Source organism: Microbulbifer bruguierae, from assembly GCF_029869925.1.
Classification (GTDB): domain Bacteria; phylum Pseudomonadota; class Gammaproteobacteria; order Pseudomonadales; family Cellvibrionaceae; genus Microbulbifer; species Microbulbifer bruguierae.
The window spans coordinates 3,343,462-3,369,592 of record NZ_CP118605.1 but is presented as its reverse complement, the minus strand read 5'-3'; the positions used below and the strand labels follow the sequence as shown (position 1 = coordinate 3,369,592).

The 26,131-nt window shown below is 56.7% G+C and carries 19 protein-coding genes; 4 read left to right on the top strand and 15 right to left on the bottom strand.

Annotation, left to right across the window (positions count from 1 at the left end; all coding sequences use genetic code 11):
- Positions 1-39: 39 nt before the first annotated feature.
- On the bottom strand, positions 40-2,955 hold the full coding sequence (locus PVT68_RS13920; RefSeq protein ID WP_280319021.1) for a hypothetical protein: 2,916 nt from the start codon (positions 2,953-2,955) through the stop codon (positions 40-42).
- Positions 2,956-3,397: 442 nt separating this feature from the next.
- Here PVT68_RS13920 and PVT68_RS13915 point away from each other — a divergent pair, with 442 nt between their 5' ends.
- Positions 3,398-4,228 (top strand): ATP-grasp domain-containing protein, encoded by an 831-nt coding sequence (locus tag PVT68_RS13915; RefSeq protein WP_280319019.1) that lies wholly within the window; start codon positions 3,398-3,400, stop codon positions 4,226-4,228.
- Positions 4,229-4,344: 116 nt separating this feature from the next.
- Here PVT68_RS13915 and PVT68_RS13910 read toward each other — a convergent pair whose 3' ends face one another.
- The 8 genes from PVT68_RS13910 to PVT68_RS13875 form a co-directional block, all read right to left on the bottom strand.
- Positions 4,345-5,466: a TonB family protein gene (locus PVT68_RS13910; protein ID WP_280319018.1), complete on the bottom strand. Its 1,122-nt coding sequence runs from the start codon at positions 5,464-5,466 to the stop codon at positions 4,345-4,347.
- A gap of 188 nt (positions 5,467-5,654) precedes the next feature.
- The gene (locus tag PVT68_RS13905; RefSeq protein WP_280319016.1) at positions 5,655-8,051 is read right to left on the bottom strand and encodes a hypothetical protein; all 2,397 of its coding nucleotides are present in this window, start codon (positions 8,049-8,051) and stop codon (positions 5,655-5,657) included.
- 142 nt (positions 8,052-8,193) lie between these two features.
- Positions 8,194-8,940 (bottom strand): TerC family protein, encoded by a 747-nt coding sequence (locus tag PVT68_RS13900; protein WP_280319014.1) that lies wholly within the window; start codon positions 8,938-8,940, stop codon positions 8,194-8,196.
- A 100-nt stretch (positions 8,941-9,040) separates the two neighbouring features.
- Positions 9,041-9,430 (bottom strand): SpoIIAA family protein, encoded by a 390-nt coding sequence (locus tag PVT68_RS13895; RefSeq protein WP_280319012.1) that lies wholly within the window; start codon positions 9,428-9,430, stop codon positions 9,041-9,043.
- A gap of 85 nt (positions 9,431-9,515) precedes the next feature.
- Positions 9,516-9,827 (bottom strand): hypothetical protein, encoded by a 312-nt coding sequence (locus tag PVT68_RS13890; protein ID WP_280319010.1) that lies wholly within the window; start codon positions 9,825-9,827, stop codon positions 9,516-9,518.
- Between the two features lie 219 nt (positions 9,828-10,046).
- A complete protein-coding gene (locus PVT68_RS13885; protein ID WP_280319008.1) occupies positions 10,047-11,564 on the bottom strand; it encodes an aldehyde dehydrogenase in 1,518 nt (505 codons plus the stop codon).
- Positions 11,565-11,741: 177 nt separating this feature from the next.
- Positions 11,742-12,266 carry an asparaginase gene (locus PVT68_RS13880; RefSeq protein WP_280319006.1) on the bottom strand — a complete coding sequence of 175 codons (525 nt, stop codon included), beginning with the start codon at positions 12,264-12,266 and terminating at the stop codon, positions 11,742-11,744.
- Positions 12,267-12,447: 181 nt separating this feature from the next.
- Positions 12,448-12,855 carry an OsmC family protein gene (locus tag PVT68_RS13875; protein WP_280322527.1) on the bottom strand — a complete coding sequence of 136 codons (408 nt, stop codon included), beginning with the start codon at positions 12,853-12,855 and terminating at the stop codon, positions 12,448-12,450.
- 320 nt (positions 12,856-13,175) lie between these two features.
- Here PVT68_RS13875 and crp point away from each other — a divergent pair, with 320 nt between their 5' ends.
- The 3 genes from crp to PVT68_RS13860 all read left to right on the top strand — a co-directional run bounded on the left by crp (position 13,176) and on the right by PVT68_RS13860 (position 18,282).
- On the top strand, positions 13,176-13,811 hold the full coding sequence (gene crp / locus PVT68_RS13870) for a cAMP-activated global transcriptional regulator CRP (RefSeq protein ID WP_280319005.1): 636 nt from the start codon (positions 13,176-13,178) through the stop codon (positions 13,809-13,811).
- A 296-nt stretch (positions 13,812-14,107) separates the two neighbouring features.
- Positions 14,108-16,579: a TonB-dependent receptor gene (locus PVT68_RS13865; RefSeq protein ID WP_280319003.1), complete on the top strand. Its 2,472-nt coding sequence runs from the start codon at positions 14,108-14,110 to the stop codon at positions 16,577-16,579.
- A 104-nt stretch (positions 16,580-16,683) separates the two neighbouring features.
- Entirely contained in the window at positions 16,684-18,282 is a 1,599-nt protein-coding gene (locus PVT68_RS13860) for a tetratricopeptide repeat-containing sulfotransferase family protein (RefSeq protein ID WP_280319002.1), read from the top strand.
- 43 nt (positions 18,283-18,325) lie between these two features.
- Here PVT68_RS13860 and PVT68_RS13855 read toward each other — a convergent pair whose 3' ends face one another.
- The 6 genes from PVT68_RS13855 to trpE all read right to left on the bottom strand — a co-directional run bounded on the left by PVT68_RS13855 (position 18,326) and on the right by trpE (position 25,825).
- Positions 18,326-20,515 (bottom strand): M3 family metallopeptidase, encoded by a 2,190-nt coding sequence (locus tag PVT68_RS13855; RefSeq protein WP_280319001.1) that lies wholly within the window; start codon positions 20,513-20,515, stop codon positions 18,326-18,328.
- A 358-nt stretch (positions 20,516-20,873) separates the two neighbouring features.
- On the bottom strand, positions 20,874-21,668 hold the full coding sequence (gene trpC / locus PVT68_RS13850; RefSeq protein ID WP_280318999.1) for an indole-3-glycerol phosphate synthase TrpC: 795 nt from the start codon (positions 21,666-21,668) through the stop codon (positions 20,874-20,876).
- A 4-nt stretch (positions 21,669-21,672) separates the two neighbouring features.
- Entirely contained in the window at positions 21,673-22,707 is a 1,035-nt protein-coding gene (trpD, locus tag PVT68_RS13845) for an anthranilate phosphoribosyltransferase (protein ID WP_280318997.1), read from the bottom strand.
- A 122-nt stretch (positions 22,708-22,829) separates the two neighbouring features.
- Positions 22,830-23,408: an anthranilate synthase component II gene (locus PVT68_RS13840; RefSeq protein WP_280318995.1), complete on the bottom strand. Its 579-nt coding sequence runs from the start codon at positions 23,406-23,408 to the stop codon at positions 22,830-22,832.
- Complete coding sequence (locus PVT68_RS13835) at positions 23,405-24,262, bottom strand: ion transporter (RefSeq protein ID WP_280318994.1); 858 nt, start codon at positions 24,260-24,262, stop codon at positions 23,405-23,407. The genes PVT68_RS13840 and PVT68_RS13835 overlap by 4 nt, the downstream gene beginning before the upstream one ends.
- An 81-nt stretch (positions 24,263-24,343) precedes the next feature.
- Positions 24,344-25,825 (bottom strand): anthranilate synthase component I, encoded by a 1,482-nt coding sequence (trpE, locus tag PVT68_RS13830; RefSeq protein WP_280318993.1) that lies wholly within the window; start codon positions 25,823-25,825, stop codon positions 24,344-24,346.
- Positions 25,826-26,131 lie beyond the last annotated feature (306 nt).

Here is a 26,131-nt window from a genome sequence, read left to right as displayed (position 1 = left end):
CGAAGGTGACCTTTTCCGCTCCTGTGAGAGTCGCACTGCTTAGAGCAGTGTTTCAAATCCATTGTCGATCCAGGTAATCACATAGATGTTGTTTTCTTCAGACAGGGTGCCGTAAACGGTACCGTCTTTGGTGATCAGGCCAGCAACGGTGTCGTCTTCGAACAGCTCCAGCAAAAACTCGGCGCCGGTGCCGTCGCTGAGGGTCATGCTGTTGGTTTCTTCACCGGTGTAGGCAACGTCGATACGCAGCAGATCACTGCCCCACTGGAGGGTCAGGCTGGCATCCGCCAGTTCGAAACCGGTGCGTTTGATCACCAGCTCTACGTCCATTGCCGGCAGGTTATGGGAAAGGGTACCTGCGGCCTTCACGCGCAGGGTGGCTTTGGCGTAACGGTTTTCCGCATCGACGTCGAAGTCGGATTCATCCAGATACGCGGTGATGGTGCCGCTGGCCGCTTCGCCAAAAACAGACTCCAAATAGTTGGCATCCCACCAGTATTCGGGGCCCGCATCGTACCAGCCCTCACCGGGAACGTACGCCTCCACACCAGACAGCAGGTACTGGTAATCCGCGGTAAAGACCACGCGAATATCCTGATCAATCCCACTCTGGTCGGCAGGTACGCCACGGACACACTGCTGGCTCTCGTCATTCCACCAGCCGTAATAAGGGTCGGATTCACATGCGGTAGCATCAGTGGCTTCCGGAACCAGGACGTTTACGCCCCAGACATGGTAATCACCGTTACCCGGACAATAGGCAATGCCTTCGGTTACACAGGAGACATTGACGTAGTGTTCGAAGTAACCGCCAACATCCTGCGCAACGTGGGAGTAGGTAACGGTCGCCCGGTTGCCTTCCAGACCATGTACCACGGTGAGCGTGTTGCTTTCCGCATTGTAGGTATAGGTGGCCAGGTCCTCGCGTACCTTGCCTTCAGCGATGAACGCAAACTCGTTCACGTTGTCCAGAGTGAGGCTAACCTCGGCATCGAGAGAATTCTGGGTGCTCTTATCGGTAAAGGTGCCGCTCAGAGCCAGTTTCTCCGGCAGCAGAGACAGGAAGTAGTTTTCCGGACTGAGTGCAGCAAGCCCCTCAGATTTCTTCACTGCGGCTTCAAGGCTACCGTTAAAAGAGTGATCCGCATCTTCAAGAGAAACGTCAGCCACCAGACTGATCGCGTTGATTTGCGGTTCAACCTCGTCATTGGTAGAGAAGGCTTCCGCCAGCGTCAGGGTCAGTGCAGAACCTTCGTTAATGGCGAGGTCGGAATCACCCAGGCTGGCGCTACCGGAAATGGCCAGCTGGTTGGCAACACCACCCAGAACAAAACCGGTTTCCTCATCACCAGTTACCGTAGGCAGGGTAACGGTCATTTCTACCGCCACCTGATCTTCGGTAGTGCCGCTGTCACCGTCGATGTCGTACTTACCACCGGTAATGGAGAAGCTGGTACCGGATTGGCTGATAGTACCGGCCACATAATGCGTCAGGAATTCGGCAAGCTCAGGAGCATAGTTGCCACACTCCGCTTCGACGGCAACGGGATCCCAGACACAGTAGTAATCGTAGGCGTTGGCGAAATTATACGCAGCAGCATCCTGGACATCGGTAACCAGCGCGGCGCCGTCGAAAGTGACAGCTCCGATCTGATCCACCAGAGACGCCAGCAGGTAGTGGAAACCGTCCGCAGCAGCGGCTCTTTCCTCACTGAAAACCTCGGCCGCCATCTTCATCTGTACGACGACATTGTCAGCGTTATAACCGTCGGATGTTTCATCCAGTTCCGACTGAATCGCTTCCACCGCTTCGATAGAGACCTTGCGTGTAGTAGCTACCAGCGCCTTGGCCTGGGCCAGGTTGTCTTTCAGATCTTCAGCAACTTCCACTTCAGGCTTACAGGTACCGCCTTCACAGTTTTCTGCGATGGCAACCTCGGCGTCGTCCTGAGCCGCTTCTGAGGCGTCAGCCACGTCGCCCGCCAGAGCGGTGTTATTCGCGCTGGTCGCGGTCGCAACGGATTCGATGTTTGTACTGATCTCCTGGAGCTCAGCCGCATCCACCGTATTGGAGACGAAACCTGCACTCAGTACCTGCAGTTGTCCGGCGACGTTCCCATCGGCCGAGGCTTCGATCGCCGCGTTGAGCAGGGCAAAACGCAGCTCCTGCTCACCGGCTTCAGTCGCGCTGGTGAGGTCGATCGGGGCAACGGTGCTGGGATTGGCATCCAGGCCGAAGGTGTCTTTTACAAAGGTATTGGCGGCACTGATCGCTGCCTGAGTCAGGGGGGTACCCGCCTTTTCTGCCACCAGAGTGGTCAGCGCGGTAATGCCGGAAGAAACCTCGGTTGCGGTTTCATCGACGAACACCACGGAGCTCAACTGATAATCCAGCGCGTATTTTTCACCGAAGGTGATTTTGCCGTCGGTATTGGTGTCTTCGTCGTTGGCACCTGCCACACGACACTCGGCAACGTCACAGGTGACGTAAGCGAAGCCTTCACTCGGTGCACTCAATACCAGTCGCACCGGACCGCTGTAATCTTCCAGCTCGATGGCGTAGGTGCCGTCGATACCGGTGGTGGTTTTGCCGAGGGCGCTGCCGTCTGCAGCAAAGGCTTCCACGTCCGCACCAGCAATAATGCCCTTGGCCGCGGTACCGCCTACCGGTACACCACTGCCGCTGCCGCCGCTGGAACTGCTGCTGCTTGAACCACTGCTACTGGAACTGCTGCTGGAGCTGCTGCCGCCACTACTGGAACTGCTGCTGGAGCTGGAACTAGAGCTGGAGCTGGAGCTGGAACTACTGCTCGAGCTAGAACTGGAACTGGAGCTGCTCGAGCTAGAGCTGCTGGAACTACTGCTTGAGCTGCCGCCATTGTCCGACGAGCCGCCACCGCCGCCACAGGCAGCCAGCGACACGACCGCAAGGGCCAGCGCGAGTTTTTTGTACATGGTTTTCTCCCCCATTATTTCCGCAAAGAATCTTCCTGAACCGCGTCACCAAGCCCACCCAAACCCCTGGAAACACGGCGAATTTCCGTCTTTAAAGTTTGCTGCGCGTGCACTCTTGTGAGGCGCAACTTTGTGATACAGCTCACACAAAATACACGAAGGCGCAATAATGCACCGTAAGGAATGGCGTCACAATAGCCCTTTAGAGCTATTACACGTCAAAAAACGAGAACAAAGTCTCTTTTTGTTCGGCACCTGGAGGTTTTCTGAGCAATCTTTCGCTCTACTGCAGAATTTTTGTGCGGCAGAAGTCCCGGTATTCGAGCCACTCTTCCGCGGGTGGAGGCCAATGGAAACGGCTAAAAAACCAACAGAAATCACTTGACGCCAAATCCCTCCTGACAGTAAAAATGCGCACCTCAATTTGTGCGTGTTCTTATCCGTGACATGGGTTTCTTTCGACGTTTTCAGAACTCTCGGTTTCGCAGACACCCTGCAGCTGAAGCCCACTGAAGTATTCAAATACAAAGCGGAAATTGCCGAAGCGGAATGGGTTCTGTTCCCGGAATACTGGCAACTGAACGCCCTGACTTATGGCCTGAAAGCGCGCGTTTTTCCGAGCGAGCCCAGTTACCGTCTGGGCCACAACAAAATCGAAATGACCCGCGCTTTTGAACTGGTTGCCCCCGCCAATACCCCGAGCACCCATATCCGGGCTAACACCCCGGAAAACGCCGACGACCTGTGGCAGGCGATGGACCATCCGTTTGTCGCCAAGCTGCCCAAGGCCGCGCGCGGTTGCGGGGTGTGGCTGATCGAAAATCAGGAAGACTGGCGGAGCTATCTGGAAAAGACCGATGTGCTGTACGTGCAGGAATGGCTGCCGATCGACCGCGATATCCGTATCGTGATCGTCGGCGACCAGGTGGTGACCGCTTACTGGCGACTGCAGGCAGCCCAGGGCTTTTACAACAATGTTTCCAAGGGGGGCCTGGTGGACCACAGCCCGGTACCCCAGGCCGCCATCGACCTGGCCCTGCACCTTGCACGTACCCTGAATATCAATCACGCAGGCTGGGACATCGCCATGGTGGGCGAGCACCCCTACGTCATCGAATTCAATCGCCTGTTCGGTAATCAGGGAATAGAAGGCGGTGCTGTAAAACTGCGCGATGCCATCGTGCAGTACCTGCAGGCGAGCGCTGCACCCACCGGCCCCAGCTTCCCTACCCGCCCATCGGCACCGCGGCGCCGCCTGAAACGGGCCGCCTGAAACGGGCCGCCTGAACAGGATTGAACCAGGCGGAGCCTCTTCCGCCGAAGTCCGGACATAAAAAAGGGCGAAATATTTCGCCCTTGTTTCAAAGTCAGATATGCATTGACGCGGTGTCATTTGCCCATGCTGAACTTCACTTTTACCTTTCGGTCCGGGGTATCCACAGGCTCGCCGCCCTCAAAGCGCGGCGCGTAGCGCAGGCGCTTGACGTATTCTTCTGCAGCGAAACCAAAGCTTTTCGAGCCCTCGGTTTCAATCGCTTTAATATCCCTGGGAATACCGCTGTCGGAAATGGTGAAGTTGACCACCGCGAATCCTTCCTGACCATTGTTTAGCGCGGCTTCGGGGTATTCGGGCATACGCCGGAATAGCGGCTTTGGTTCCTGATCCATATCGAAGGGCACCATTGAACCGATAGTGCGGCATTGCGCGATGGATTTCTCTTCCTCGCCCAGGGAATCGTAGATATCCACCAGGAATGCACGAGTGGTCATTTCCAGGGTGCCGTCGGGCACGCCCTTCTGGTCGGCAATCTCCAGTGCAGCTTCCAGATACTCGCGGGCACTGCTGTGTTGCTTTTTCGCCATATGATATTTGCCGAGATAAAAATTGGCGTAGAAACGTTGCAGCTGGTATTTACTATGCGGCCCGCTAAATGCTGCGTGAGCATCTTCGAGATACCCGCGAGCTTCCGGCGCCTTGGCCAGATCCAGTGAAACCCGGCCGGCTTCCAGTGACACTATGGCATACAGTAATGAGTCCTTGCCCTGAGTGTCCGCCACAATACGCAACGCTTTGCGAATATATTTTTTGTAGGTGCGCTGGTGCGCCCATGACGCTCGCTGGTTTCCAGCGACAGCTTTGGCCAGCTCCAGGTACGGGTCAACCAACTCCTGGGCCTTTTCACCGTAGGCCTGTTGATAGGTATTCAGCGCCTCCTCGAGTACCTGCTCTGCGCGCTGGTAGTCTTTACTGGCGAACAGCGCCTTGCCGAAATTCAGCTCCGCTGCCGCTCGGCTTTTACTGTCCTGGGGTAGATTCTGCTGCGCGTACTCATACACGGCTGCGGCTTTTTCCTTTACCGCACTGGCATCCCCCTCCGCCATAGCCGCCTGATATGCCTGGAACAGCGTTGCAAGATCCGCGGCCTGTACCTGGCTGCACAACGAACCCAAAGATAATGACAACGCGGCCAGGATGGCGAAACATCCTGACCTGGGGCGAACAACAAACATCTCAGCTCCTTATTTTTCTTGATTATTCTGCGCCGCGAAAATCGCACATTGAAGGTGCCAAACGAAAAACGGCGAGTCCAATACTCGCCGTTTTTCTGCCCGCTGTAAAACCACATGTCAGCTAATTATTTTTTCCTCCGAGAGGCTCGGTGGGTTTGCTGTCGATAAACACCAAACCTGGATGAAATCTACTCAGCCGGGAAGACAATAATGTTGGGCGCAGATCCGTCAAACCAGATCAAACGCTCGTCATTGGAAAGTACTCTCGTTGGATACTTATTCGGGTACAACTGGATACTCTCCAGTTCTTCTCCGTCAGCGCTGTAGCGGTATATCACTTCCTTATTGCTGTTCAACAGGTAAATTCCCGCGTTACCCCATTCAACCACCCCACCGGGCAGATTTACGTGGACCAGCTCTTCCTGAGATGCATTGATGATCCTGCCCCCCGACAAAATGGCGAGGGTACCATCCGGTGACACAGTGGGCTGCCTTCCTGTGTTCATCCAGTTGGTACCGCAAGGGTCTTCAAACTGACTGCCTTCGCCCAGTTCCTCAAACTCACCGGTGACCTTATCCAGCCGGAATCCGTTTACGCAGAATGCCGAAGAATCGGCCCAGCGGTAATAGGAATCATCATAGTGCTCCAGCTCTTCCCCACGGGCGTCGACCAGCCCACCCTGCAGATCGTAACTGTGATGCAGACGACCGAGACCATTCTGGCCCAGTAAAACCGTATGCAGTGGAGCAAAATCCATGTTGTACAGGTAGTCGACAACGGTTTCATCCGGCGCACGGGCAAAAAACGTTTCCTGAGGTTCTGTATCACCCAGCGAAACACGTGAAATCACACGGTCATCATAAAGAAAGTAAAGCGCGTGCTGTGGCCTTGCGTGGTACATCCTCGCATGATCACTGGTAGAACCGATGGTTGCCGGCTCACGGAATATGGAGGGCAGGAAATGCCCGCTGACGCTGTCCCAGCGTTTTAACTCCAGCTCATCGGGATTGTGGTAATAAACCACTCCATCACGCCCGAGAACCGCCTCCCAATCACCCAGGTATCCCAGCTGGTGGAACCAGCAGCGGGTTCCATCGCCATCACTTTCGGCGAAGCAAAGATTATCGTTGGGATAAAAGTCCGCAATATCCTCGGTGCCATCGTTATCGTCATCCAGATCGGCGTTGTCACCTATACCATCGCCATCAGCGTCTTCCGATTCGGTAGCGTCTTTGGGAAGTGCATCGTAATAATCCTGCACGCCATCGTTATCATCATCGTCGTCGTTGTAATCTGAAGTACCGTCTTTGTCGGTATCCAGGTACACATAGACTTCGATACTTAGCGGCCTTTCACTTTCCGAGCCGATGGTGTTGACGGCAGAAATTTCCAGCTCGAACACCGCCAGGTCTTTCGTAAATTCCGTGTCGGTTTCGATTGTTACCAGCCCCGCCGCAGGCTGCTCGACCGTATAATGGAAGGGCACGGGCTCTGGTTCGCCATAGAGCGGATCACTGGGGTAATCCTTCTGCACCACCGAAACCACATCCACGGAATATTCCAGCAGGTGGCCACCCGCATCCATGAAATTCTGTAGTATCGAGAAGGTAGACGGTTCGCCGGCAAAAAATGTTTTCCCTTTCAGATCCCAGGCCGTTTCGGTACGGATATAGGGCGTGGAGGGCGCCGTCACCTGAAACGGAATATCTTCCATTCTATCCAACGGGACAGACAGCCCATAATCTGCCGCACCGTCACCGGCGGCATCGAAGCCGATATAAACCGCCTGCTGGTATACACGCATTTCGCCGCGACTTTCACCATCGCCACGGAAAAGAATCTTCGCCGCAGCCGTGTCAAATTCGAGGTTCGTGGTTCCGATACCGACGTATTCAATTGTTCCGCTCAGATCCTGAACGCCATCCATGTAATTCATAAAATCCACTCCAGGCGCAACGAAGAAGTGGATGTTTTTTGCTTTCATTTCACCTTCAACGCTGCTTCTGGCATGCAGATCCATCCGCACTTCGGCGCGTTTTTCGGAACCATCAATACTGTTGCCACGGTATTCCATCAGCGCATCCAGCCGTTCCTGCTCACCCTGGCCAACGCTGATTAGATAGTCCCGATATATAGTTCGCACGGAAAAATCACCGGAGCTGGAAATACCGGAAAATTCCGTACGGATATCGCCACTGGCAGTCAGGTACTGCTGCCGCCCGTCGTCGAACATTCGGCAACCGTCGTAATGCTCGCTCAGCACGGTACGATCTTCGGACATTTCGATACGGTAACGCCCACCCTGTTCACACTGCCCCTTATCCACACCGGCGGCAAGCTGGTCGAAATAGCTTCCTCGGTACCAGATGCGCTGGTTATCCTGAGCAGCCTGGAGAATATCCACGACCAGTGAGGCCAACTTTGGGGTGTTATCCCGGGTAATTTCATTTGCCTCGCCGGTGATCTCGATGACCGGAGCCGCAATGGGGGCACTTTTTTCGGATGAGCCGCCCCCGGAAGAACCACCACAGCCACCAAGCAGTAGCAACGCCGCGGATAAAATAAATACACCTGAGTTATTCATTGATACTTAATTCATATTCCAATTGTTATACAGCTACCCGCGGGAGCCCTCTACCCGGGGTGTAACAGGATCGTCTGCGTTCTACCCAGCCCCATTGATTCAATATGGTTGAGCACGGAATCGTCTCTTGCGCGCGAGGAGCTCACTCTTCGCGTAGCGGCTTGCGCAATTCCACGGCGGCAACCTGCTTCTTGCGCAAGCGAATATTGAGCATCTCCACCGCCACGGAAAACGCCATGGCGAAATAGATGTAGCCCTTGGGCACATGCACATCGAAACCTTCGACAATCAGTGTCACCCCCACCAGAATCAGGAATGACAAGGCCAGCATCTTGATTGTGGGATGGCGATCCACAAAGTCACCAATGGGTTTGGCGGCAAACAGCATCACTCCTACGGCAAGCACAATGGCGATGGCCATGATGGATACATGGTCCACCAGGCCCACGGCGGTAATCACTGAATCCAGCGAAAACACGATATCCAGGATGGCGATCTGCACCAGTACCATGCCAAAGGTGGCTGTGGCGACATTACTGTGCCCACCCTCTTCACCTTCAAGGCTGTTGTGGATTTCATGGGTAGCTTTGAATAGCAGGAAAAGGCCCCCGCCGATCAGGATCACATCCCGCCCGGAGATTTCCTCACCGAAGACGGTAAACCAGGGTTCGGTCAGCCCCATGATCCAGGCGATGGAAAACAGCAGCGCAAGTCGGGTAAGCATGGCCAGTGCCAGGCCGATAAAGCGTGCGGACTCGCGCTGCTTTTCCGGCAGGCGGCCGACCAGAATGGAAATGAAGATAATATTGTCGATGCCGAGGACAATTTCCAGGGCAGCCAGCGTCGCCAGCGCAATCCAGGCTTCCGGACTCGCAATCCATTCGAACATGCACACTCCCCAAATGTTATTCTCGTTTTGGACCGGCCAATAGCACAAACGGCCCCAGCCAGATGGCGGGAGCCGTTTATAGAACAGCCGGGTTAGGAGTTTATGCGCTTTCCTGCAGCCAGGCCAAGGCCTCTTCCCGGGTGGCAAAGATCCGCGCTTCGCCGCCGATAAACCAAGTCCCGACCTTGGCCGCAATTTCCTGCCAGTACTTACTGCCGACCATGGCCACTTTATCGAACTGACGCCCGTGCTTGAGGCCCAGTTTGAAATCGTCCCAGGCCGCGCGGGTTTCCCAGCCTTCCAGCTCTCGCATATCGAACAGCACGTCTATTTTTGGATGGGTCATGCCCGCGACGGCAGACTCCAGCATGGGCACCAGGGTCTCGTAATCCTGATGTTCCAGCTTGCCGCGAGCATGCAAGGAAAGTAGCACCCGCTCATCGCTGCTGCGCTCGATACTGACGGAAAAGCCGTGATGGTATTCGCCCATGGCCTGCTCACATTGCCCGGTGTGGTATTCAGGCTGGTATAGGGTAGATCAGCGTCCTTGACAAGCGCTTGCGCGATTTATTCCGTCAGTGTGAGAGGATATCGACGATTTCATGGGTGGCGTGAATCAGGCGGACCAGCTCACCCTCAATACGTACGGTCACCAGTCCATGGCGGTCTACCGGCTTCACGATGACCGCGTGACGGTAAATGGTGTCTTCCAGTACATGTCCACGCACCAGTTTTTTCTTCCAGCCGGGGGGCAGTTCACCGCCACGCTCGACTTTTTTTTGCAGGCCGGGAGGAAGCTCACCCTGCTTGTCCGGTTTCGCCAGCGCAGTGCCGGCAGCGCCAATCATGGTAACGGCAACAAGTGCGACGGATACTTTCTTAAACATAAAAACGCCTCTATTCAGTGGTGCCATCTAATCGGTGGTAAAGAGTGGCACATACAGCCTGAGCACCATCCTAACCCGGTATGCTTTGCGCGCATTCGCGGCAGGTCACAATTCCATGATATTGACCGCCGGATGACTGCGGGCTGAATGGACAGCCGAATTAAAATGGGCCGCTGCTGCGGCCCTGTGGTGACAAATCTGGCGCTCAATGCGTATACATCAACTGATATCAATCCAGGTGGATTTAAGCTCGCAGTATTTATCCAGCGCATGCAGCGACTTGTCGCGGCCGTTGCCGGACTGTTTGAAGCCGCCGAAAGGCACGGTGATGTCACCGCCAAAATAGTTGTTCACCCATACCGAACCGGCGCGGATGTCTCGGGCCATGCGGTGCGCGCGACCGATATCCCGGGTCCAGACCCCGGAGGCGAGACCGTAGATGGAATCGTTGGCAATTTTCAGCGCTTCCTCCTCGGTTTCAAATTCGATCACCGACAGTACCGGACCGAAAATTTCCTCGCGGGCAATGGTCATATCCCCGGTTACGCTCTTGAAGATGGTGGGCTCGTAGTAGTGGCCGCCTTCCACTGCCGCCACCGGTCTGCCCCCGCATACCAGCTGTGCACCCTGCTCCAGGCCCTTGGCCACGTAAAATTCAACGGTGTCGAACTGGCTCTGGTCGATCAGTGCACCCATCACCGTATTCGGATCCTGCGGGTGACCGGGCTGGAAACGCTCGGATGCTTTCTTCACTTTCTCGATAAACGTATCGGCAATGCCCTTTTCCACCAGCAGGCGAGTACCCGCGGTACAGGTTTCGCCCTGGTTGTAGAACACCGCCAGCGCCGCTGCTTCCGCGGCCTTGTCCAGATCCGCATCGGCGAACACGATATTGGGGCTCTTGCCGCCCAGCTCGAGGAAGGTGCGCTTGAGGTTGGACTGGCCGGAGTACTCGGTGAGGGTCTTGCCTACCTCGGTAGAGCCGGTGAAGGTCAGGCCATCGATGTCCATGTGCAGACCCAGCGCCTTGCCGAGGCTGCTGCCGGGACCCGGCAACACGTTCAGCACGCCATCCGGCAGGCCGGCTTCCTTCGCCAGGCCGGCCAGCTTGATCGCGGTCAGCGGGGTATTGGAGGCGGGCTTCAGGATCACACTGTTGCCGGTGGCCAACGCTGGTCCCAGCTTCCACGCAGTGGTGGAAAGCGGGAAGTTCCACGGCACGATGGCCGCAACCACCCCCAGGGGCATACGGGTAATCAAACCAATTTCGGTGGGCCCTGTCGGAGCGATCTCGTCGTAGATCTTGTCGATGGCCTCAGCGTTCCAGCGGATGGTGGTAACCGCACTCGGCACATCCACGTTCATGGTATCGCTGATGGGTTTGCCCGCATCGAGGCTTTCCAGCAGGGCGATTTCCTCGCGGTTTTCCTCGATCAGTTCGGCAAAGCGCACCAGGATCTTCTTGCGATCCATCGGCGGCATATGGGACCAGACCCCGGACTCGAAGGTATCCCGCGCGACCTTTACCGCACGTTCGGCATCATCGGGGCCACAGTTCGCAACCTGCACCAGTTCGCGGCCATCCGCGGGGCTGGTACAGGCGCGGGTCTGGCCACTCAGGGCGTCGACGTATTCGCCATTGATAAAGGCGCGGCCCTCGATGGTGAGGGTTTCCGCCAGTGCGAGCCATTGCTCAAGGGTCTGCGGGCTCGGCTTCTCGGTCCGGTTATCGGTCATGCGCACCTCGAATCTGGGTTGCAGGGTAAATATTAAACTGAATGATTGTTCAGTTTATACCTAAAATGTGATCACAAATCAAAGGGGTAACGTTGTCTGGAGAACCTGCGACCGGTTCGCCTGCTGGCAGGCTTACTAAACCGGCTACTACACCGGCTCCAACAGACGAGACGCAGGTCAGATCGCTTCGAAGGTACCGGTTTCCAGATTCTTGCGCGCGCCGGGGATGGAGAACACCCGGTTGTGGAATGCAATATAGAAGCCGGGCGTGACCAGGCGTGCGGCCAGCAGGGCTTCAGTGAAGTTCTGGCGGGCATCGGAGTCGATAAAGCCCATGGGTTTCATGGCACCGGTAAACACCACGGGGACGCTCGGGGTGCCCATCTTTTGAAAGCAGTAGTCGGCGGTAACCGACATGGTGTCGGTGCCGTGCAGCACGACAATCGGGTCACCCTGCTCCGCCGTGCGGGCAATGGCACTGCAGATCTGCATGCGGTCGCTGTCGTCCATCTCCAGGGAATCCTTGTTGAGGATGCTCTCAAGCTCCAGATGGGTATACGGCAGGCGCAGGCTGGAGATCAGTCCCTCGCGGATGATAGAGGCCCGGTTCTTGAGGGTACCTTCGGACTCGCAATAGCTTTTTTCGATGGTGCCACCGGTAGTGAGAATGCGGATAGTGGCCTTACCGTTGATATCTGTCATCGTTTTTCCCGCTGAATGAGTACAAATGCGCGCATCTTAGTGGGGGCGTTGGAATGACACAATCTTAGCTGGGTTTCCTCAGCTTGGGGTTCAGCGCAGGCCACAGGAGGCCTGCAGAACACAGAGGATAACAGCGGTAAAAAGCCCCGGCATCCGGCGAATACCGGGGCCCGCAGATGGGTCAGATCTCTTCGATGCGATAGGAGTGCACGATTTCGACACCCGCCTTGCCCAGCATGATGGATGCAGAGCAGTATTTGTCCGCAGACAGCTCAACGGCCTTGGCCACATGCGCTTCTTTGATGTTGCGCCCGCGTACCACGAACTCCATCTCGATCTTTTCAAACGGTGCCGGTACCGCATCCGGGCGGTGACCCTTGAGTTCCACGTGGCAGCTCAATACGTCCTGGCGGGCCTTCTGCAGAATGCTGACGACATCGTAGGAGGAGCAACCGCCCACCCCAAGCAGGATCATTTCCATAGGGCGAATACCATTGTTCTTCTGGCCACCCTCCATCACTACCGAGTTACCACTGCCGGATTCACCGACAAAAGTGACACCATCGACCCAGGTCACCCGACCTTGCATAACGCCAGCCATGCAACAACTCCTTCCAGTTTGATGAGGGCGGGGAGCTTATCACAGTGGGCCCGCGGAAAAGCAGGGCAAACCGTCTACCAAAGGCGAGGGAACTTTCTGCGCAAGAGTAAGTCATTACTTACCACGGTTGTCAGGGCTGCCGACAACCGTTATAAACACCCCTCAATCCCAGCCCTTCGTAAAGAGTGTCCCAGGTCACATTGCGGAGTATTGCCGCGCCTTGCCCCTGTTGGCACACGGGTTTTAGCGGGATAATCATTCTCTATACCCGGGATCAGGCACAAAAATTCTAGAAGAGGAGTAGATCCGTGACGGTCGCTACCGAAGAAACCCTGTCAGCAGGCAACATCGAAGACTTTCTTGCACATTGCCATCGCCGTCGGTATCCGGCCAAAAGCACCATCATCTACGCCGGTGACCGCTGCGAGTCGCTCTACTTCATCATGCGCGGCTCGGTCACAGTATTGATCGAGGACGACGAAGGCCGCGAGATGATCGTCGCCTACCTGAACGACGGTGACTTTTTCGGCGAAATGGGTCTGTTCGACCAGGATACCCGCAGTGCCTGGGTGCGCACCAAAACCGAATGTGAAGTGGCAGAGATCTCCTACAGCAAGTTCCAGGAGCTGACCCGTCAGCACCCGGAGTTCCTGTTCAACCTCGCCACCCAGATGGCCGGTCGCCTGCGCAACACCACCCGCAAGGTGGGCGATCTGGCATTCCTCGATGTCACCGGCCGTGTGGCCCGCACCCTGCTCGACCTGTGCAACGAGCCGGATGCCATGACCCACCCGGAAGGCATGCAGATCAAGATCACCCGCCAGGAAATCGGCCGTATCGTTGGCTGCTCCCGCGAAATGGTGGGCCGGGTACTGAAGACCCTGGAGGAACAGGGACTGGTATCCGTGAAGGGCAAGACCATGGTGGTGTACGGCACCCGCTGATTTCAGCATCCCCCGGCTACCCCGCAAAGGCGACCCAACTGGGTCGCCTTTTTTGTTGCCCATTCTCGCTTGCGCTCCTACCCGCCCCCTCCAATCTAAGACCACTCTCAGGTCACGCTCTGGCACCAAAATGGCCTGACGGCCGAGTAAAAATTCCAGCCTCGCACCGGATTGAGGCCACAGCAGGACATTATTCGCGGAAATACCGATCAATCGAGTAATTCATACCAACCTCTGCTGGTACGCGGGTTGCACGTAATTCCCCCGATAAACCAAAAACAGCCTGGGGGAAATCCATGGATAACGGCCACCGCTCAATAGATATCAAGAAATCACACCTGGCCCTGGCGATAGCCTGCGCCGCGCTGCCGGTACCTCAGGCAGTCATGGCCCAGGAGTCCGACACGCAGATCAAAGGGGTATTCGAGGAAGTAGTGGTGACCGCCTCGCGCCGGGAAGAGAATGTGATGGAAATTCCCATCAATATCTCTGCCGTGGGTGGCGAGAAGATCGAAGACCTGCGTCTAGACAGTATTTCCAAAATTGCCTACTACACCCCGGGGCTGACCGTGGTGGATCGCGGTGCGCGGGATGAAGTACCGGATATGCTGGTACGCGGCCTCAACACCGGTGGTCTGGGACCAGGTTTCAGCAGCGGCACCGTCGCCATGTACCTTGGCGACATCCCTCTGCAGGTCGATCTGAAGCCCAACGATCTCGAACGTGTGGAAGTTCTGATCGGTCCCCAGGGCACCCTTTACGGCCAGGGCACCATGGGCGGCGCCATTCGCTATATCCCCAACAAAGCAGACCCGTCCGGCTTCAGCGCCAAGTTTCGCGGCACCGCCAGCAGCATGAGTGAAAGCTCCGGCCTCGGTCAGGAGTACGGTGCCACCCTGAATATCCCCATCACCGATACCCTGGCTGTGCGCGTCAATGCGGACAGCGTTCAGGATCCGGGCTTTATCGATTACAACTACGTAGTGCGTGAATCCGGCGTGTCCAATCCGGACCCGGATTTCAGCGACCCTGAAGATGTCGCCGCAAACCTGCGCCGGGTGAAGGATGCCAACGGCGAAGACACCACCTCCACTCGTATTAATGTGCGCTGGCTCGCCACCGACTGGCTGGAAGCCAACCTGTGGCACTACTACCAGGACACCAAAGCGGAAGGCCGCCAGTTAACCCATCGACTCGCGTTCAATACCGGCCGCTACGAATCCGCTATGCGCTACGAGGAACCCAACCACTACACCAACAAACTCACCAGCCTGGAGCTGACTGGCGATCTCGGCTTTGCCCAGGCCACCATGGTGTACGGCCGCTCCGAGTATGAAGAGCTGGGACAGCGCGACCAGACCGACCTGTTGCTGGACCTCGATCTGGGCTACGACTCCTTCCCCACTTTTTCTTCTTATACCCGCGAGATTGTGGACGACCAGTCCGACACCTTCGAGCTGCGCATGTCTTCCCAGCACGAAGGGCCGTTCAAATGGGTGGCGGGTTACTTCCAGAACAAATACGTCGGCGAAGGCACCAGTGAGGAATTCACCCCCTACTTCGACCAGTTCTGGGTGGATAACTGGGACGGTTTACAGCTGCGTCCAGACAGCCTGGAATATTTCAGTATCAGCAACCTGGAAGAAAAAGAGTCTGCCTTCTACGGTGAACTGACCTACGACATCACCGACACGCTGTCAGTAACAGGTGGTTATCGCCGTTACCAGTTCGAAACCGCCGAAGTCGGTGGCGTCGCATTCCCACTCTTTGACACCGTCGCTTTTGGCGAGCCCCAGGATTCCATTAACGTGAGTTCAACCAGCACCCAGGGGGAGGATGAAGGCGATCTGTTCAAACTGAACGCCGCCTGGGATATCGCCGACGATGGCATGGTGTATTTCACTTATTCACAGGGCTATCGGAACGGGGGGGTAAACGCCTATCCGGTGTGCACCCCCGAGCAAGTTGCCAGCGGTGAACAGGAACCCTGTATTGAATCCCATGAGAAATTTATCAATCCGGACACCATCGACAACTACGAGGTCGGCTACAAAGGTCGCTTCGGTGACCGCGTATCGATGACCGCCGCGATTTACCACATCAAGTGGGAAGACTTGCAGGTAGCCTCCGCGTCCAACATTTCCTCCCTGCCGATCACCGGCAACGGCAGTGCCGCGGAAAGTAACGGACTCGAGCTGCAGGGCACCTGGCTGATTACCGACAACCTGGACCTCGTATTCAGTTACGCCCACACCAAAGCAGAACTCACCGAAGATGCCCCCGGGTTGGTCGGTGACTTGAGTGTCTACGCTGGCGCGCGCCTGCCGGGACACGCGGAACATCAGGGCTCCCTGAACCTGAATTACACCACCACGGTACTGGGCAGCTACGATCTGGCACTGAATTACGGTCTGGTCTTCGCCAGCGACGTGTACAACCTGGTAGGTGGCCCCGACGACCCGCTGTACATGATCGATGAAGATACCGATGAAATTATCCCGGGTGACCGCGGTGGCGAAGCCATTCCCGGATATGCGGTGCATCACCTGTCCGCCACCCTGACCATGGATAACTGGATGGTGCAAGCGTTCGCCGACAACCTGTGGGACAAGTACTACATCACCGGCACCCGCACCAACCGCAGCAATCTGGAAGATGAAAATAACGGACCGGGCGTGGGCTGGGGCAACGGCTTTACCCAGCGCTCTTACGGCCAGTATGTAGGTACTCCGCGCACCATTGGTGCCCGCTTCACTTACGCATTCTGATCCCGCCGGGGGCTGAAACCAGGGTTTCGTCCCCTGCGCAGCGGTAATATCAGGCCGGTCTGGGATACACTGTCCCGGGCCGGCTTTTTTATTTGTTTATCACCATGCAAGCACCGTCAATACAACAACTGCACGCTTCCGCGGAACAGGCCCTGAACCGTGGCGACATGCGTTTGCTGTACCACAGTTGCCGACAGATACTGCAGACTGACCCGGCACATGCCGATGCCTGGTTTCTTATCAGCATCGCCGCCGCCACTGCGGGACAGGTCAACCTAGCGCTGGAAATGATTGAGCGCGCACTGCAGTACAATTCTTCCAATACCGAATATTTGACCCAGAAGGCCCGTTACCATGCACAGCTCAATCAGTATGCGGCGGCAATACAGACTGCCGATACAGCGCTGGCACTAAACCCGCAACGCCCCCTGTTGCTCGACACGCTGGGCGTGGTCTACGCGAAATTCGATGAGCACAAGAAAGCCATTATTCCCTTGCGCCGCGCCGTAACCCGGGCGCCAGACAATGCGCAATTCCAGTTCAATCTTGCCTCCACCGAACAGTTCCTTGGCAATCAGGACGCCGCTCGCGCAGCTTATGAAAAAGCCATAGTGTTACAGCCGGGTTTTGCCCGCGCACGCTGGGCATTGTCTGAGCTTGAGAAAAACAGCGCAGATACCGCCAGAGCCGTAAACCGACAAAAAGAGTTGCCAGCCTTACTGGCGCAACCCGGGCTAAGTGCCGAAGATCAGCTGCATCTCAGTCATGCACTGGCGAGGGATTGGGAGCGCAACGGCAACTACACTGCGTCATTCGCCTGCCTGGACGCGGCCAAACACCGATACCGCGATAAAATCGGCTACACCTTTGATCAGGATGCCGAGCTGTTTCGCGCGCTGAAATCCGCCTTTCCAACGGATAAACAAGCTAACGTACAAAACCGGGACGGCAGCCAGGGAGAAAAATCTCTGTTTATTGTGGGTATGCCCCGCTCGGGCACCACACTCGTGGAACGCATCCTTGCCAGCCACTCGCAGATTCAATCCCATGGCGAACTGCACGAATTTCCGCTGGCCATCAAACGCCACTCAAACACCTCATCACCGCATACGCTGTCCCCGGATGTAATTACCGCGGCACTCGCGGTGGACGCGGATATCATTGGCCGGGACTATATCGCCCGCTGCCGCGAGCGCGGCAAGTCTGGTGCGCGGATGATTGACAAGCTGCCGATCAACTTTCTCTATCTGGGATTTATTCTGAGAAGCCTGCCAAAGGCAAAAATCGTGGTGCTCGACCGGCATCCACTGGATGTTTGTCTGAGTAACTATCGGCAGCTGTTTTCATTCGCTTTTCGCTATTACCACTACCACTACAGCCTTGCGGATACCGCACGCTATATCTGCGCCTACCTGGATTTAATGGCGCATTGGAAACGGCTGTTTGGAAAGAGAATCTACACGGTGAATTACGAACAACTCACCGACAATCCCGAGCGCGAAGCGCGTGCGTTAATGGAATATATGGAATTGCCGTGGGAGGCGGAATGCCTGGAATTCCACCGCGCGGATGCAGCAGTATCCACGGCCAGCAGTGTACAGGTGCGTCAACCGATTTATCGAGACGCGGTACAGAGGTGGAAAAAGTATGAAAAAGAATTAATGCCGGCTATCGAAATATTTCGCCAGGCCGGCATTATTTGACCGCATTCAATATGCCGCGCGTCCCTGCGCGGCCTGTCAGCGGTTATTCGCCTGAGGACGGATTGAGTCCGCGACGGATCAGCAGCGCGTCGGTGGTCGGCTCCTTGCCACGGAACTTAACGAAGGACTCCATCGGCAGTCGGGAGTTACCCACTTCCAGGATGTTCTTGCGATACCAGTCACCATTTTCACGGGTCAATCCACCGCGCTCACCCAGATAGGCAAAGGCGTCGGCCGCCAGGATCTCACTCCACATATAGGCGTAATAGCCCGCGGAATAACCGCCACCCATTGAGTGGGCGAAAAAGGTGGACTTGTAGCGCGGCGGCACTGTGGCCAGGTCGACCCCATGTTTTGCCAGTGCCTGGGCTTCAAACTTTTCGACATCCTGCTGCGGTGCGTCGGCGGGCAGGGAGTGCCATTCCATATCCAGCAGCGCGGCGGACATGTACTCCAGGGTATCGAAACCCATATTGAAGTTCTTGGCCTTCAACACTTTTTTCAGCAGCTCGGTCGGGATCGGCTCACCAGTCTTATAGTGGTAGGCGTAATTCGCCAGTACTTCGGGATTGCTCGCCCAGTCTTCCTGGAAGGTGGACGGGAACTCGACGAAATCGCGGGATACGGCGGTACCAGCCAGGCTGGGGTAGCGGACGTTGGAGAACATTCCGTGCAGGCCGTGCCCCAGTTCATGGAACATGGTGGTGACGTTGTCGAAGCTGACCAGCGTCGGCTCACCTTCCGGGCCTTTGGGAATGTTCATGACATTCACTACCACCGGCTTCTGCTCCAGCAGGCCAGACTGACCCACAAAGGAACTCATCCAGGCACCACCGCGCTTGCCGTCACGAGCGAAGTAATCCGCGTAGAAAATCGCAAGGCTCTTACCGTCGTGATCGAACAGCTCGAACGCCTGCACGTCCGGGTGATAAACCGGCAGGTCCGGACGCGGCTCAAAGCGAATGCCGAACAGGCGGTTCATGGTATAGAACAGGCCGTCTTTCAGTACCCGGTTGAACTCAAAGTACTCGCGCACTTCGCTTTCATTCAGGTCGTATTTTGCCTGACGCACCTTTTCCGCGTAGTACGCCCAATCCCAGGGCTGCGCTTCGAATTCACCACCTTCCTGCTCGATCATGGCCTGAATATCGGCCTGCTCTGCCTTGGTGTTGCTGACCACCGCCGGCACCATGGAGCTCAGCATGTTGAACACGTTTTCCGGCTTTTCCGCCATGGTGTTGGTCAGCTGGTACTCGGCCCAGTTGTCGTAACCCAGCAGGTCGGCTTTCTGCGCGCGAATCTGCGCCATGCGCTTGACCAGAGGCCGGTTGTCCAGCTCGCCGGAGGTACCGCGGTTGGCGGACGCCTCCCAGATACGCTGGCGCAGTGCGCGGTTGCTCAGCGAGGTGAGAACCGGCTGACGGGTCGTATTGGTGATGCTGATCAGATATTTGCCTTCGTGACCCGCGTCGGTAGCGGCCTCTGCGGCGGCCTTGATCTCGCTCTCAGACAGACCTTCCAGCTCGCCCTTGTCGTCGACAACCACGGCGATGTCTTTGCTGAGTTTCAGCAGGTTCTGGCTGAACTGGGTAGTGAGTTTGGAGTGCTCTTCGTTCAGGGCACGCAGGGTGACTTTCTGTTCCGCAGACAGCTTGGCGCCGGCCTTGACGAACTTGTCGTAGGTGTTTTCCAGCAGACGCGTGGATTCCGCATCCAGCTCTTTCTCAACACGCTGCTTGTAGAGCGCTTCTACACGGGCAAACAGGTCCGCATTCAGGTAAATACTGTCGGAGTGTGCCGCAAGCTTCGGGGCCAGCTTGCTTTGCAGTGCACGACGGGCTTCATTGCTGTCGCTGCCGACCAGGTTGAAGAAAATCCGCGATACCCGGGTCAGCAGGGAGCCCGCTTGTTCCATGGCCACGATGGTGTTGTTGAAGCTGGCAGGTTCCGGGTTGTTGGCGATCGCCTGGATTTGCTGCAAATGCTCGCTCATGCCCTGTTCGAAGGCTGGCTCAAAGTGCTCATCCTCGATCTGACTGAAATCCGGCGCCTGGTACTGCAGTGTGCTTGGACGGAGCAGGGGGTTCTCCTGCGCTGCCGGCGTGGCCAGATCACCAGCCGCCTGAGTCTTTTCGACGTCCGCTGACGGTACAGACTTGTTTGAATCCGGATTGGGCGCCTCGGAACAGGCAGCAACAGCCACAATGGCTACCGCGAGCAGGGATTTACGCATTTCATTCTCCAATATGTGATTCCGGTATGGATGCCAATAGCCTGTGCAGCGGTGCCCGGGAATTCACCGGCATGCAGCCGCCGCGGCCAGACAGCTATCCAACCCACTAAAGATGCCTAACGCGCCAATATATCACTTCATGGCTGACTGGGAATTCAGTTGAATGCGGCTTGTCCCACAGGTTCAACCGTTCGTCCCATTGAGGGTTTGGGGTGACGGGACGGGATACAGCGTCTGCTTAGGGGTTATTGAGGGACAGGGTGTATACCGTCGTCATTCCGGCGTATGCCGGAATCCAGCTTCGTAGCGCTGGATCCCGGATCAAGTCCGGGATGACGGGGTGGAAGATAATAGGGGCTTAGTTAAACAGCTCCATCAGGCGACGGCCCGGCTCGGCTTCGCGCATAAAGGCTTCGCCCACCAGAAAGGCATCCACATTGTGACCGCGCATGGCCGCCACGTCGTCGGTGGTGTGAATGCCGCTCTCGGTGACGACGATGCGGTCCTGCGGAATCAGATCCAGCAGTTTGTAGGTGGTTTCGAGCTGTACTTCAAAGTTGTGCAGATTGCGGTTGTTGATACCGATCAGGCGGTTGGGCAACTTAAGCGCGCGCTCCAGCTCTTCGCGGTCGTGTACTTCGATCAGAACATCCATACCCAGCTCCTGCGCCAGGTCATTCAATCCCTGCAACTGTGCATCGTCCAGGCAGGCGGCGATCAGCAGAATGCAGTCGGCACCGATGGCGCGGGCCTCGTAGACCTGGTACGGATCGACGATAAAGTCTTTGCGGATCACCGGCAGGCGCACGGCATTGCGCGCTTGCTGAAGATACTCATCGGCGCCCTGGAAAAAATCCACATCGGTCAGCACCGACAGACAGGCGGCGCCACCCTTCTCGTAACTGGTGGCGATTTCTGCGGGAATAAAATCCTCGCGAATCACGCCCTTGCTGGGCGATGCCTTTTTAATCTCAGCAATCACCGCGGCCTCGCCGGCATTGCGTTTGTTTTCGATCGCCTGCACGAAACCGCGGCAGGGCGGTTGCTGCAGTGCACGCTGCTGAACCTCGTCCAGTGTTACCTGTTTCTTACGCTCCGCGACTTCCTGCCACTTGCGCTCGACGATGGTTTTCAAAATCGTTGGCGTACTCATTACTTCACTCTTTGAATGCGCTGGTAAAGGCGGCCAGCTCGTTAATCTTTTCTCCGGCGAGGCCACTATAAATGGCATCCTGCGCCATGCCGACCCCCTCCGCGCGACTCGCCGCGACACCGCTGACGTAAATGGCCATACCGGCATTCATCGCGATGATATCTGCGGCCTTGTCCCCGGCCGGGGTTTCCCGCTTGCCAAGCGCATCGCGAATCAGCGCCAACGACGCCTCCGCACCGTCTACACACAGACCCTCGAGGTTCTGGCGTTCGATACCAAAATCTTCCGGCGCAATGGTGACTTTTTTCAGCTCGCCATTTTTCAATTCCCAGCCACGGGTATCTGCGGCGAGACTCACCTCGTCCAGACCGTCATCACTGTGCAGCACCAGCACATGCTCCGAGCCCAGCGTCTGCAGCACCTCCGCCAGCATGCGACAGTAGTGGGGATCAAATACCCCGATCACCTGGCGCTTCACACCCGCGGGATTCGTCAGTGGCCCCAGCAGGTTAAAGATGGTGCGCAGTCCCAGAGCCTTGCGCGGGCCAATGGCGTGGCGCATGGCGCTGTGATAACTGGGTGCGAACATAAAACCCACCCCCACACCATCGATACAGCGAGCAACCTGCTCGGGGGTGAGAGGCAGGTAAATACCGGCCTTTTCCAACAGATCCGCAGCGCCTGACGAGGAGGACACCGAGCGATTGCCATGCTTGGCCACCCGCGCGCCCGCCGCCGCGGCAACAAAGCTGGAAGCACTGGAAACATTAAACAGGTTGGCGCCATCACCACCGGTGCCAACAATGTCGACCGCGTTGGTCTGGTCGATCTCTACCTTGGTGGCCAGCTCACGCATGACTTCCACCGCACCGGTAATTTCTTCAACCGATTCGCCAGCCATACGCAGCGCTACCAGAAATGCCCCAATCTGCGCATCTTCCGCTTCGCCGCGCATAATCTGGCCCATGGCCCCACGCATTTCTTCACGGGTAAGGTGATCCCCGTCCACCAGTTTGGCTATGGCCTGTTGGATATTCATTATTCTTTCTCCCCCCAAATCCCTAATCAGGTTGGATAGCGGATTTCCGAAAGTACTCAGCACTTCTAAACGAAGGCGCTGATGCCGCCACCAACCCACCTACGAAGCGCCGCACCTCTAGCTCAAGACGCCAAAAAATTCCGCAACATATCGTGCCCGTGCTGAGTCAGGATCGACTCGGGGTGGAACTGCACCCCCTCTACCGGCAGCTCGCGATGGCGCAGCCCCATGATTTCGTCGATCTCACCGTCTTCCGTTTCGGTCCACGCGGTTACTTCAAGACAATCCGGCAGACTGCCCTTCTCCACCACCAGCGAGTGATAGCGGGTAGCCTCGAACGGATTCGACAACCCGTGAAAAACCCCCAGATTGTTGTGGATAATTGGTGAGGTTTTTCCGTGCATCACTTCGCCGGCACGCACAACGCGACCGCCAAACACCTGGCCGATGCTTTGATGGCCGAGGCAGATGCCGAGTATCGGCACCCTGCCCGCATAGGTGCGGATGGTATCCATGGAGATACCCGCTTCATTCGGTGTGCAAGGACCGGGAGAAATCACGATTTTCTCCGGGTTCAGTGTTTCGATATCCGCAACGGTAATCTCATCGTTGCGCTTAACCACCACTTCCGCACCCAGTTCGGCCAGATACTGCACCACATTCCAGGTGAAAGAATCGTAGTTGTCGATCATCAGGATCATGATTCGGTTCCTTTCTCATTGCCCATTTCCCCCAGGCGCTTTTGCAAGCGGGCAAGGGATTCCTGGGTTGCGCGCAGTTCGCGCAGAATTTCGGTCTGGCTCGGCGGCATCGCGAGCTCGTCCAGCCGGCGCAGCTTCGCCTCTTCCAGATTGTTCAGCACCACACCGATAAACAGGTTAATCATCACAAACGCACCCATCACCACAAAGCTCAGGAAATAGATCCAGCTATAGGGCATTGACTCCATCGCGGTGTACATGATGTCGGTCCAGTCCTCGAACGTGACGATGCGGAACAGACTGAGCAACGCGATCGGCAGACTGCGCCAGTGGGTGGGGTCAATTTCGTGGAACAGGAAATAACCGGCCACCCCGTAAATGTAAAAGATAATCCCCATCAGCAGGCTGATATGAAACATACTCGGCAGGCTTCGCAGCAGGGTATCCACCAGCAGGCGCAATTCCGGAAACGCCGACACCAGCCGCAACACCCGCAATACACGTATCAGTCGCGCCAGCGTCGCCATGGGGCCCGCGGCGGGGATCAGGCTGAGTACGATGATGGAAAAATCAAAGCAGTTCCAGCCATTGGCAAAGTAACGCCATGGACGGCTGCCATGGGCCACGATCTTGATCGCGGCCTCCACCATAAACGCCAGCAAAATCAGCTGGTTGATACCGTGCAGCATGCCGCTGAAATGCGCCACCACCCAGGTGGACGTTTCCAGCCCCACGGCTACTGCGTTGATCAGGATCAGGCCAATAATGACCTGACTGAAAATCGGCGCGTCGACCAGGCGGCGACACTGCTCAGCAAAACTACGTTTCTGTTCCACTGAAATTTCATTGTTCATCGGTGCTACTTCTTCCAATGTTTCTGATTCTTGCAACCCGGCTTATTGCAACTCCGTTTAGCGCAACTGAGCCGGGTAACATTATTGCCCGGTGGCAATAGCTACAGCGCGAAACAGTGCCCGCGCCTTGTTCATGGTTTCATCCCACTCGGATTGCGGATCCGAGTCCGCAACCAGGCCGGCGCCGGCCTGCACGTAAACTTTTTGATCCTTGATCACCGCGGTGCGAATGGCGATGGCGGTATCCATATTGCCGTTCCACGCCAGATACCCCACCGCGCCGCCGTAGATACCGCGTTTTTCCGGCTCCAGCTCGTCGATGATTTGCATCGCACGAATTTTCGGAGCGCCCGACAAGGTGCCCGCCGGGTGCGCCGCGCGCAGCGCATCGATACCGGTGAGACCGGGTTTGATCCGGCCAGTGACGTTGGACACTATATGCATCACATGGGAGTAGCGCTCCACCACCATCTGCTCGGTCACCCTGACACTGCCCGTCTCCGCCACTCGCCCCACATCGTTGCGACCGAGGTCGATCAGCATCAGATGCTCGGCGATTTCCTTGGGATCGGACAGCAGATCCTGTTCCAAAGCCCGGTCCTGCTCCTCGGTAACTCCGCGGCGGCGGGTACCGGCGATCGGGCGCACGGTCATGTCGCCGTCTTCCAGGTGTACCAGAATCTCCGGACTGGATCCCACCACCTGGTGGTCGCCGAGATCGAGGAAGTACATGTAAGGAGACGGATTGAGGCTGCGCAGGGCGCGGTAGAGGTTGAGTGGAGGAACAGTAAAGGGCGCCGACAATCGCTGCGACGGCACGACCTGCATCACGTCCCCGGCCAAAATGTATTCCTTGACCTTGTGCACGCCCTGCTTGAACGCGTCTTCGCCGAAATGGGAGACAAACTGCTCCTCGGCAGTCTCATCCCCGTCAATTCCCAGAGGATCAACCCTGTCCAGTGGTTGTGACAACTGCCCGACCAGTTCGTCCAGGCGGCGCTGGGCCTGGGCGAAGGCATCGTCCTGCTCGGGATTGGCGTGCACGATGAAAATCACCGCGCCGGCAAGATTGTCGAACACCACCAGCTCGTCGCTGACCATCAGCAGGATATCCGGATTTCCCAGGATGTCCGGTGGGCAGCTGTTCGCTAGCTTTGGTTCGACGTAGCGCACACAGTCATAGCCAAAGTAGCCGACGAGACCACCGTTGAAGCGCGGCAGGCCTTCGATTTCCGGCACTTTGTAGCGGGCCTGGAATTCTTCGACAAAGGCCAGCGGGTCTTCTACCTGCTTCTGCTCGACAACCTTGCCGTCGCGCTCGATGCTGATGTCGTGACCTGATGCCCGCAGCACGGTGCGCGCGGGCAGGCCGATGATGGAATAACGCCCCCACTTCTCTCCACCCTGCACGGATTCGAACAGGTAGCTGTAGCGGCCACCGTCACGGGCGGCAAGCTTCATGTAGGTGGTGAGCGGGGTTTCTATGTCGGCCAGTACACGGCGGACGAGGGGTATGCGGTTGTATCCTGCAGACACAAGCTGAGCGTATTCGCTGGGGGTCATGGCGACTCCGGTCCTATGAAATGCTTTTCTACGGTTTTTTATCGGGCTCGGCCACGCTTGTTGAGTGGAATCCTACCCGCGGGAAAGGCGCCCGTCTGACCAGATCATTACGCCAGGTCTTCAGGCTTCAGCGGATCAGTGGCGCCATCGCCAGCTGTTGATGTGGGGGGCAGTGCAGTTCAATATCACTTTCTCGCAGTGTCGGGGTCGCAGCGTCGAGTTGCTTCCCTGTATTCCGGCGAGCAAGTGTACAAATGTCTGGTAGAGGCGGCAAGTTCGGGATTTTCTTGGCTCTGATCGTTCTTT

What these genes read in the sequence shown, in the direction of transcription:
- PVT68_RS13885 (WP_280319008.1), bottom strand. Translation starts at nt 11,564, where the DNA reads ATGACCGATAACCGGACCGAGAAGCCGAGCCCGCAGACCCTTGAGCAA.
- PVT68_RS13910 (WP_280319018.1), bottom strand. Translation starts at nt 5,466, where the DNA reads ATGTTTGTTGTTCGCCCCAGGTCAGGATGTTTCGCCATCCTGGCCGCG.
- trpD (WP_280318997.1), bottom strand. Translation starts at nt 22,707, where the DNA reads ATGAATATCCAACAGGCCATAGCCAAACTGGTGGACGGGGATCACCTT.
- PVT68_RS13865 (WP_280319003.1), top strand. Translation starts at nt 14,108, where the DNA reads ATGGATAACGGCCACCGCTCAATAGATATCAAGAAATCACACCTGGCC.
- PVT68_RS13890 (WP_280319010.1), bottom strand. Translation starts at nt 9,827, where the DNA reads ATGTTTAAGAAAGTATCCGTCGCACTTGTTGCCGTTACCATGATTGGC.
- trpC (WP_280318999.1), bottom strand. Translation starts at nt 21,668, where the DNA reads ATGAGTACGCCAACGATTTTGAAAACCATCGTCGAGCGCAAGTGGCAG.
- PVT68_RS13880 (WP_280319006.1), bottom strand. Translation starts at nt 12,266, where the DNA reads ATGACAGATATCAACGGTAAGGCCACTATCCGCATTCTCACTACCGGT.
- PVT68_RS13855 (WP_280319001.1), bottom strand. Translation starts at nt 20,515, where the DNA reads ATGCGTAAATCCCTGCTCGCGGTAGCCATTGTGGCTGTTGCTGCCTGT.
- PVT68_RS13840 (WP_280318995.1), bottom strand. Translation starts at nt 23,408, where the DNA reads ATGATCCTGATGATCGACAACTACGATTCTTTCACCTGGAATGTGGTG.
- PVT68_RS13875 (WP_280322527.1), bottom strand. Translation starts at nt 12,855, where the DNA reads ATGCAAGGTCGGGTGACCTGGGTCGATGGTGTCACTTTTGTCGGTGAA.
- PVT68_RS13835 (WP_280318994.1), bottom strand. Translation starts at nt 24,262, where the DNA reads ATGAACAATGAAATTTCAGTGGAACAGAAACGTAGTTTTGCTGAGCAG.
- PVT68_RS13920 (WP_280319021.1), bottom strand. Translation starts at nt 2,955, where the DNA reads ATGTACAAAAAACTCGCGCTGGCCCTTGCGGTCGTGTCGCTGGCTGCC.
- PVT68_RS13900 (WP_280319014.1), bottom strand. Translation starts at nt 8,940, where the DNA reads ATGTTCGAATGGATTGCGAGTCCGGAAGCCTGGATTGCGCTGGCGACG.
- trpE (WP_280318993.1), bottom strand. Translation starts at nt 25,825, where the DNA reads ATGACCCCCAGCGAATACGCTCAGCTTGTGTCTGCAGGATACAACCGC.
- PVT68_RS13860 (WP_280319002.1), top strand. Translation starts at nt 16,684, where the DNA reads ATGCAAGCACCGTCAATACAACAACTGCACGCTTCCGCGGAACAGGCC.
- PVT68_RS13895 (WP_280319012.1), bottom strand. Translation starts at nt 9,430, where the DNA reads ATGGGCGAATACCATCACGGCTTTTCCGTCAGTATCGAGCGCAGCAGC.
- PVT68_RS13905 (WP_280319016.1), bottom strand. Translation starts at nt 8,051, where the DNA reads ATGAATAACTCAGGTGTATTTATTTTATCCGCGGCGTTGCTACTGCTT.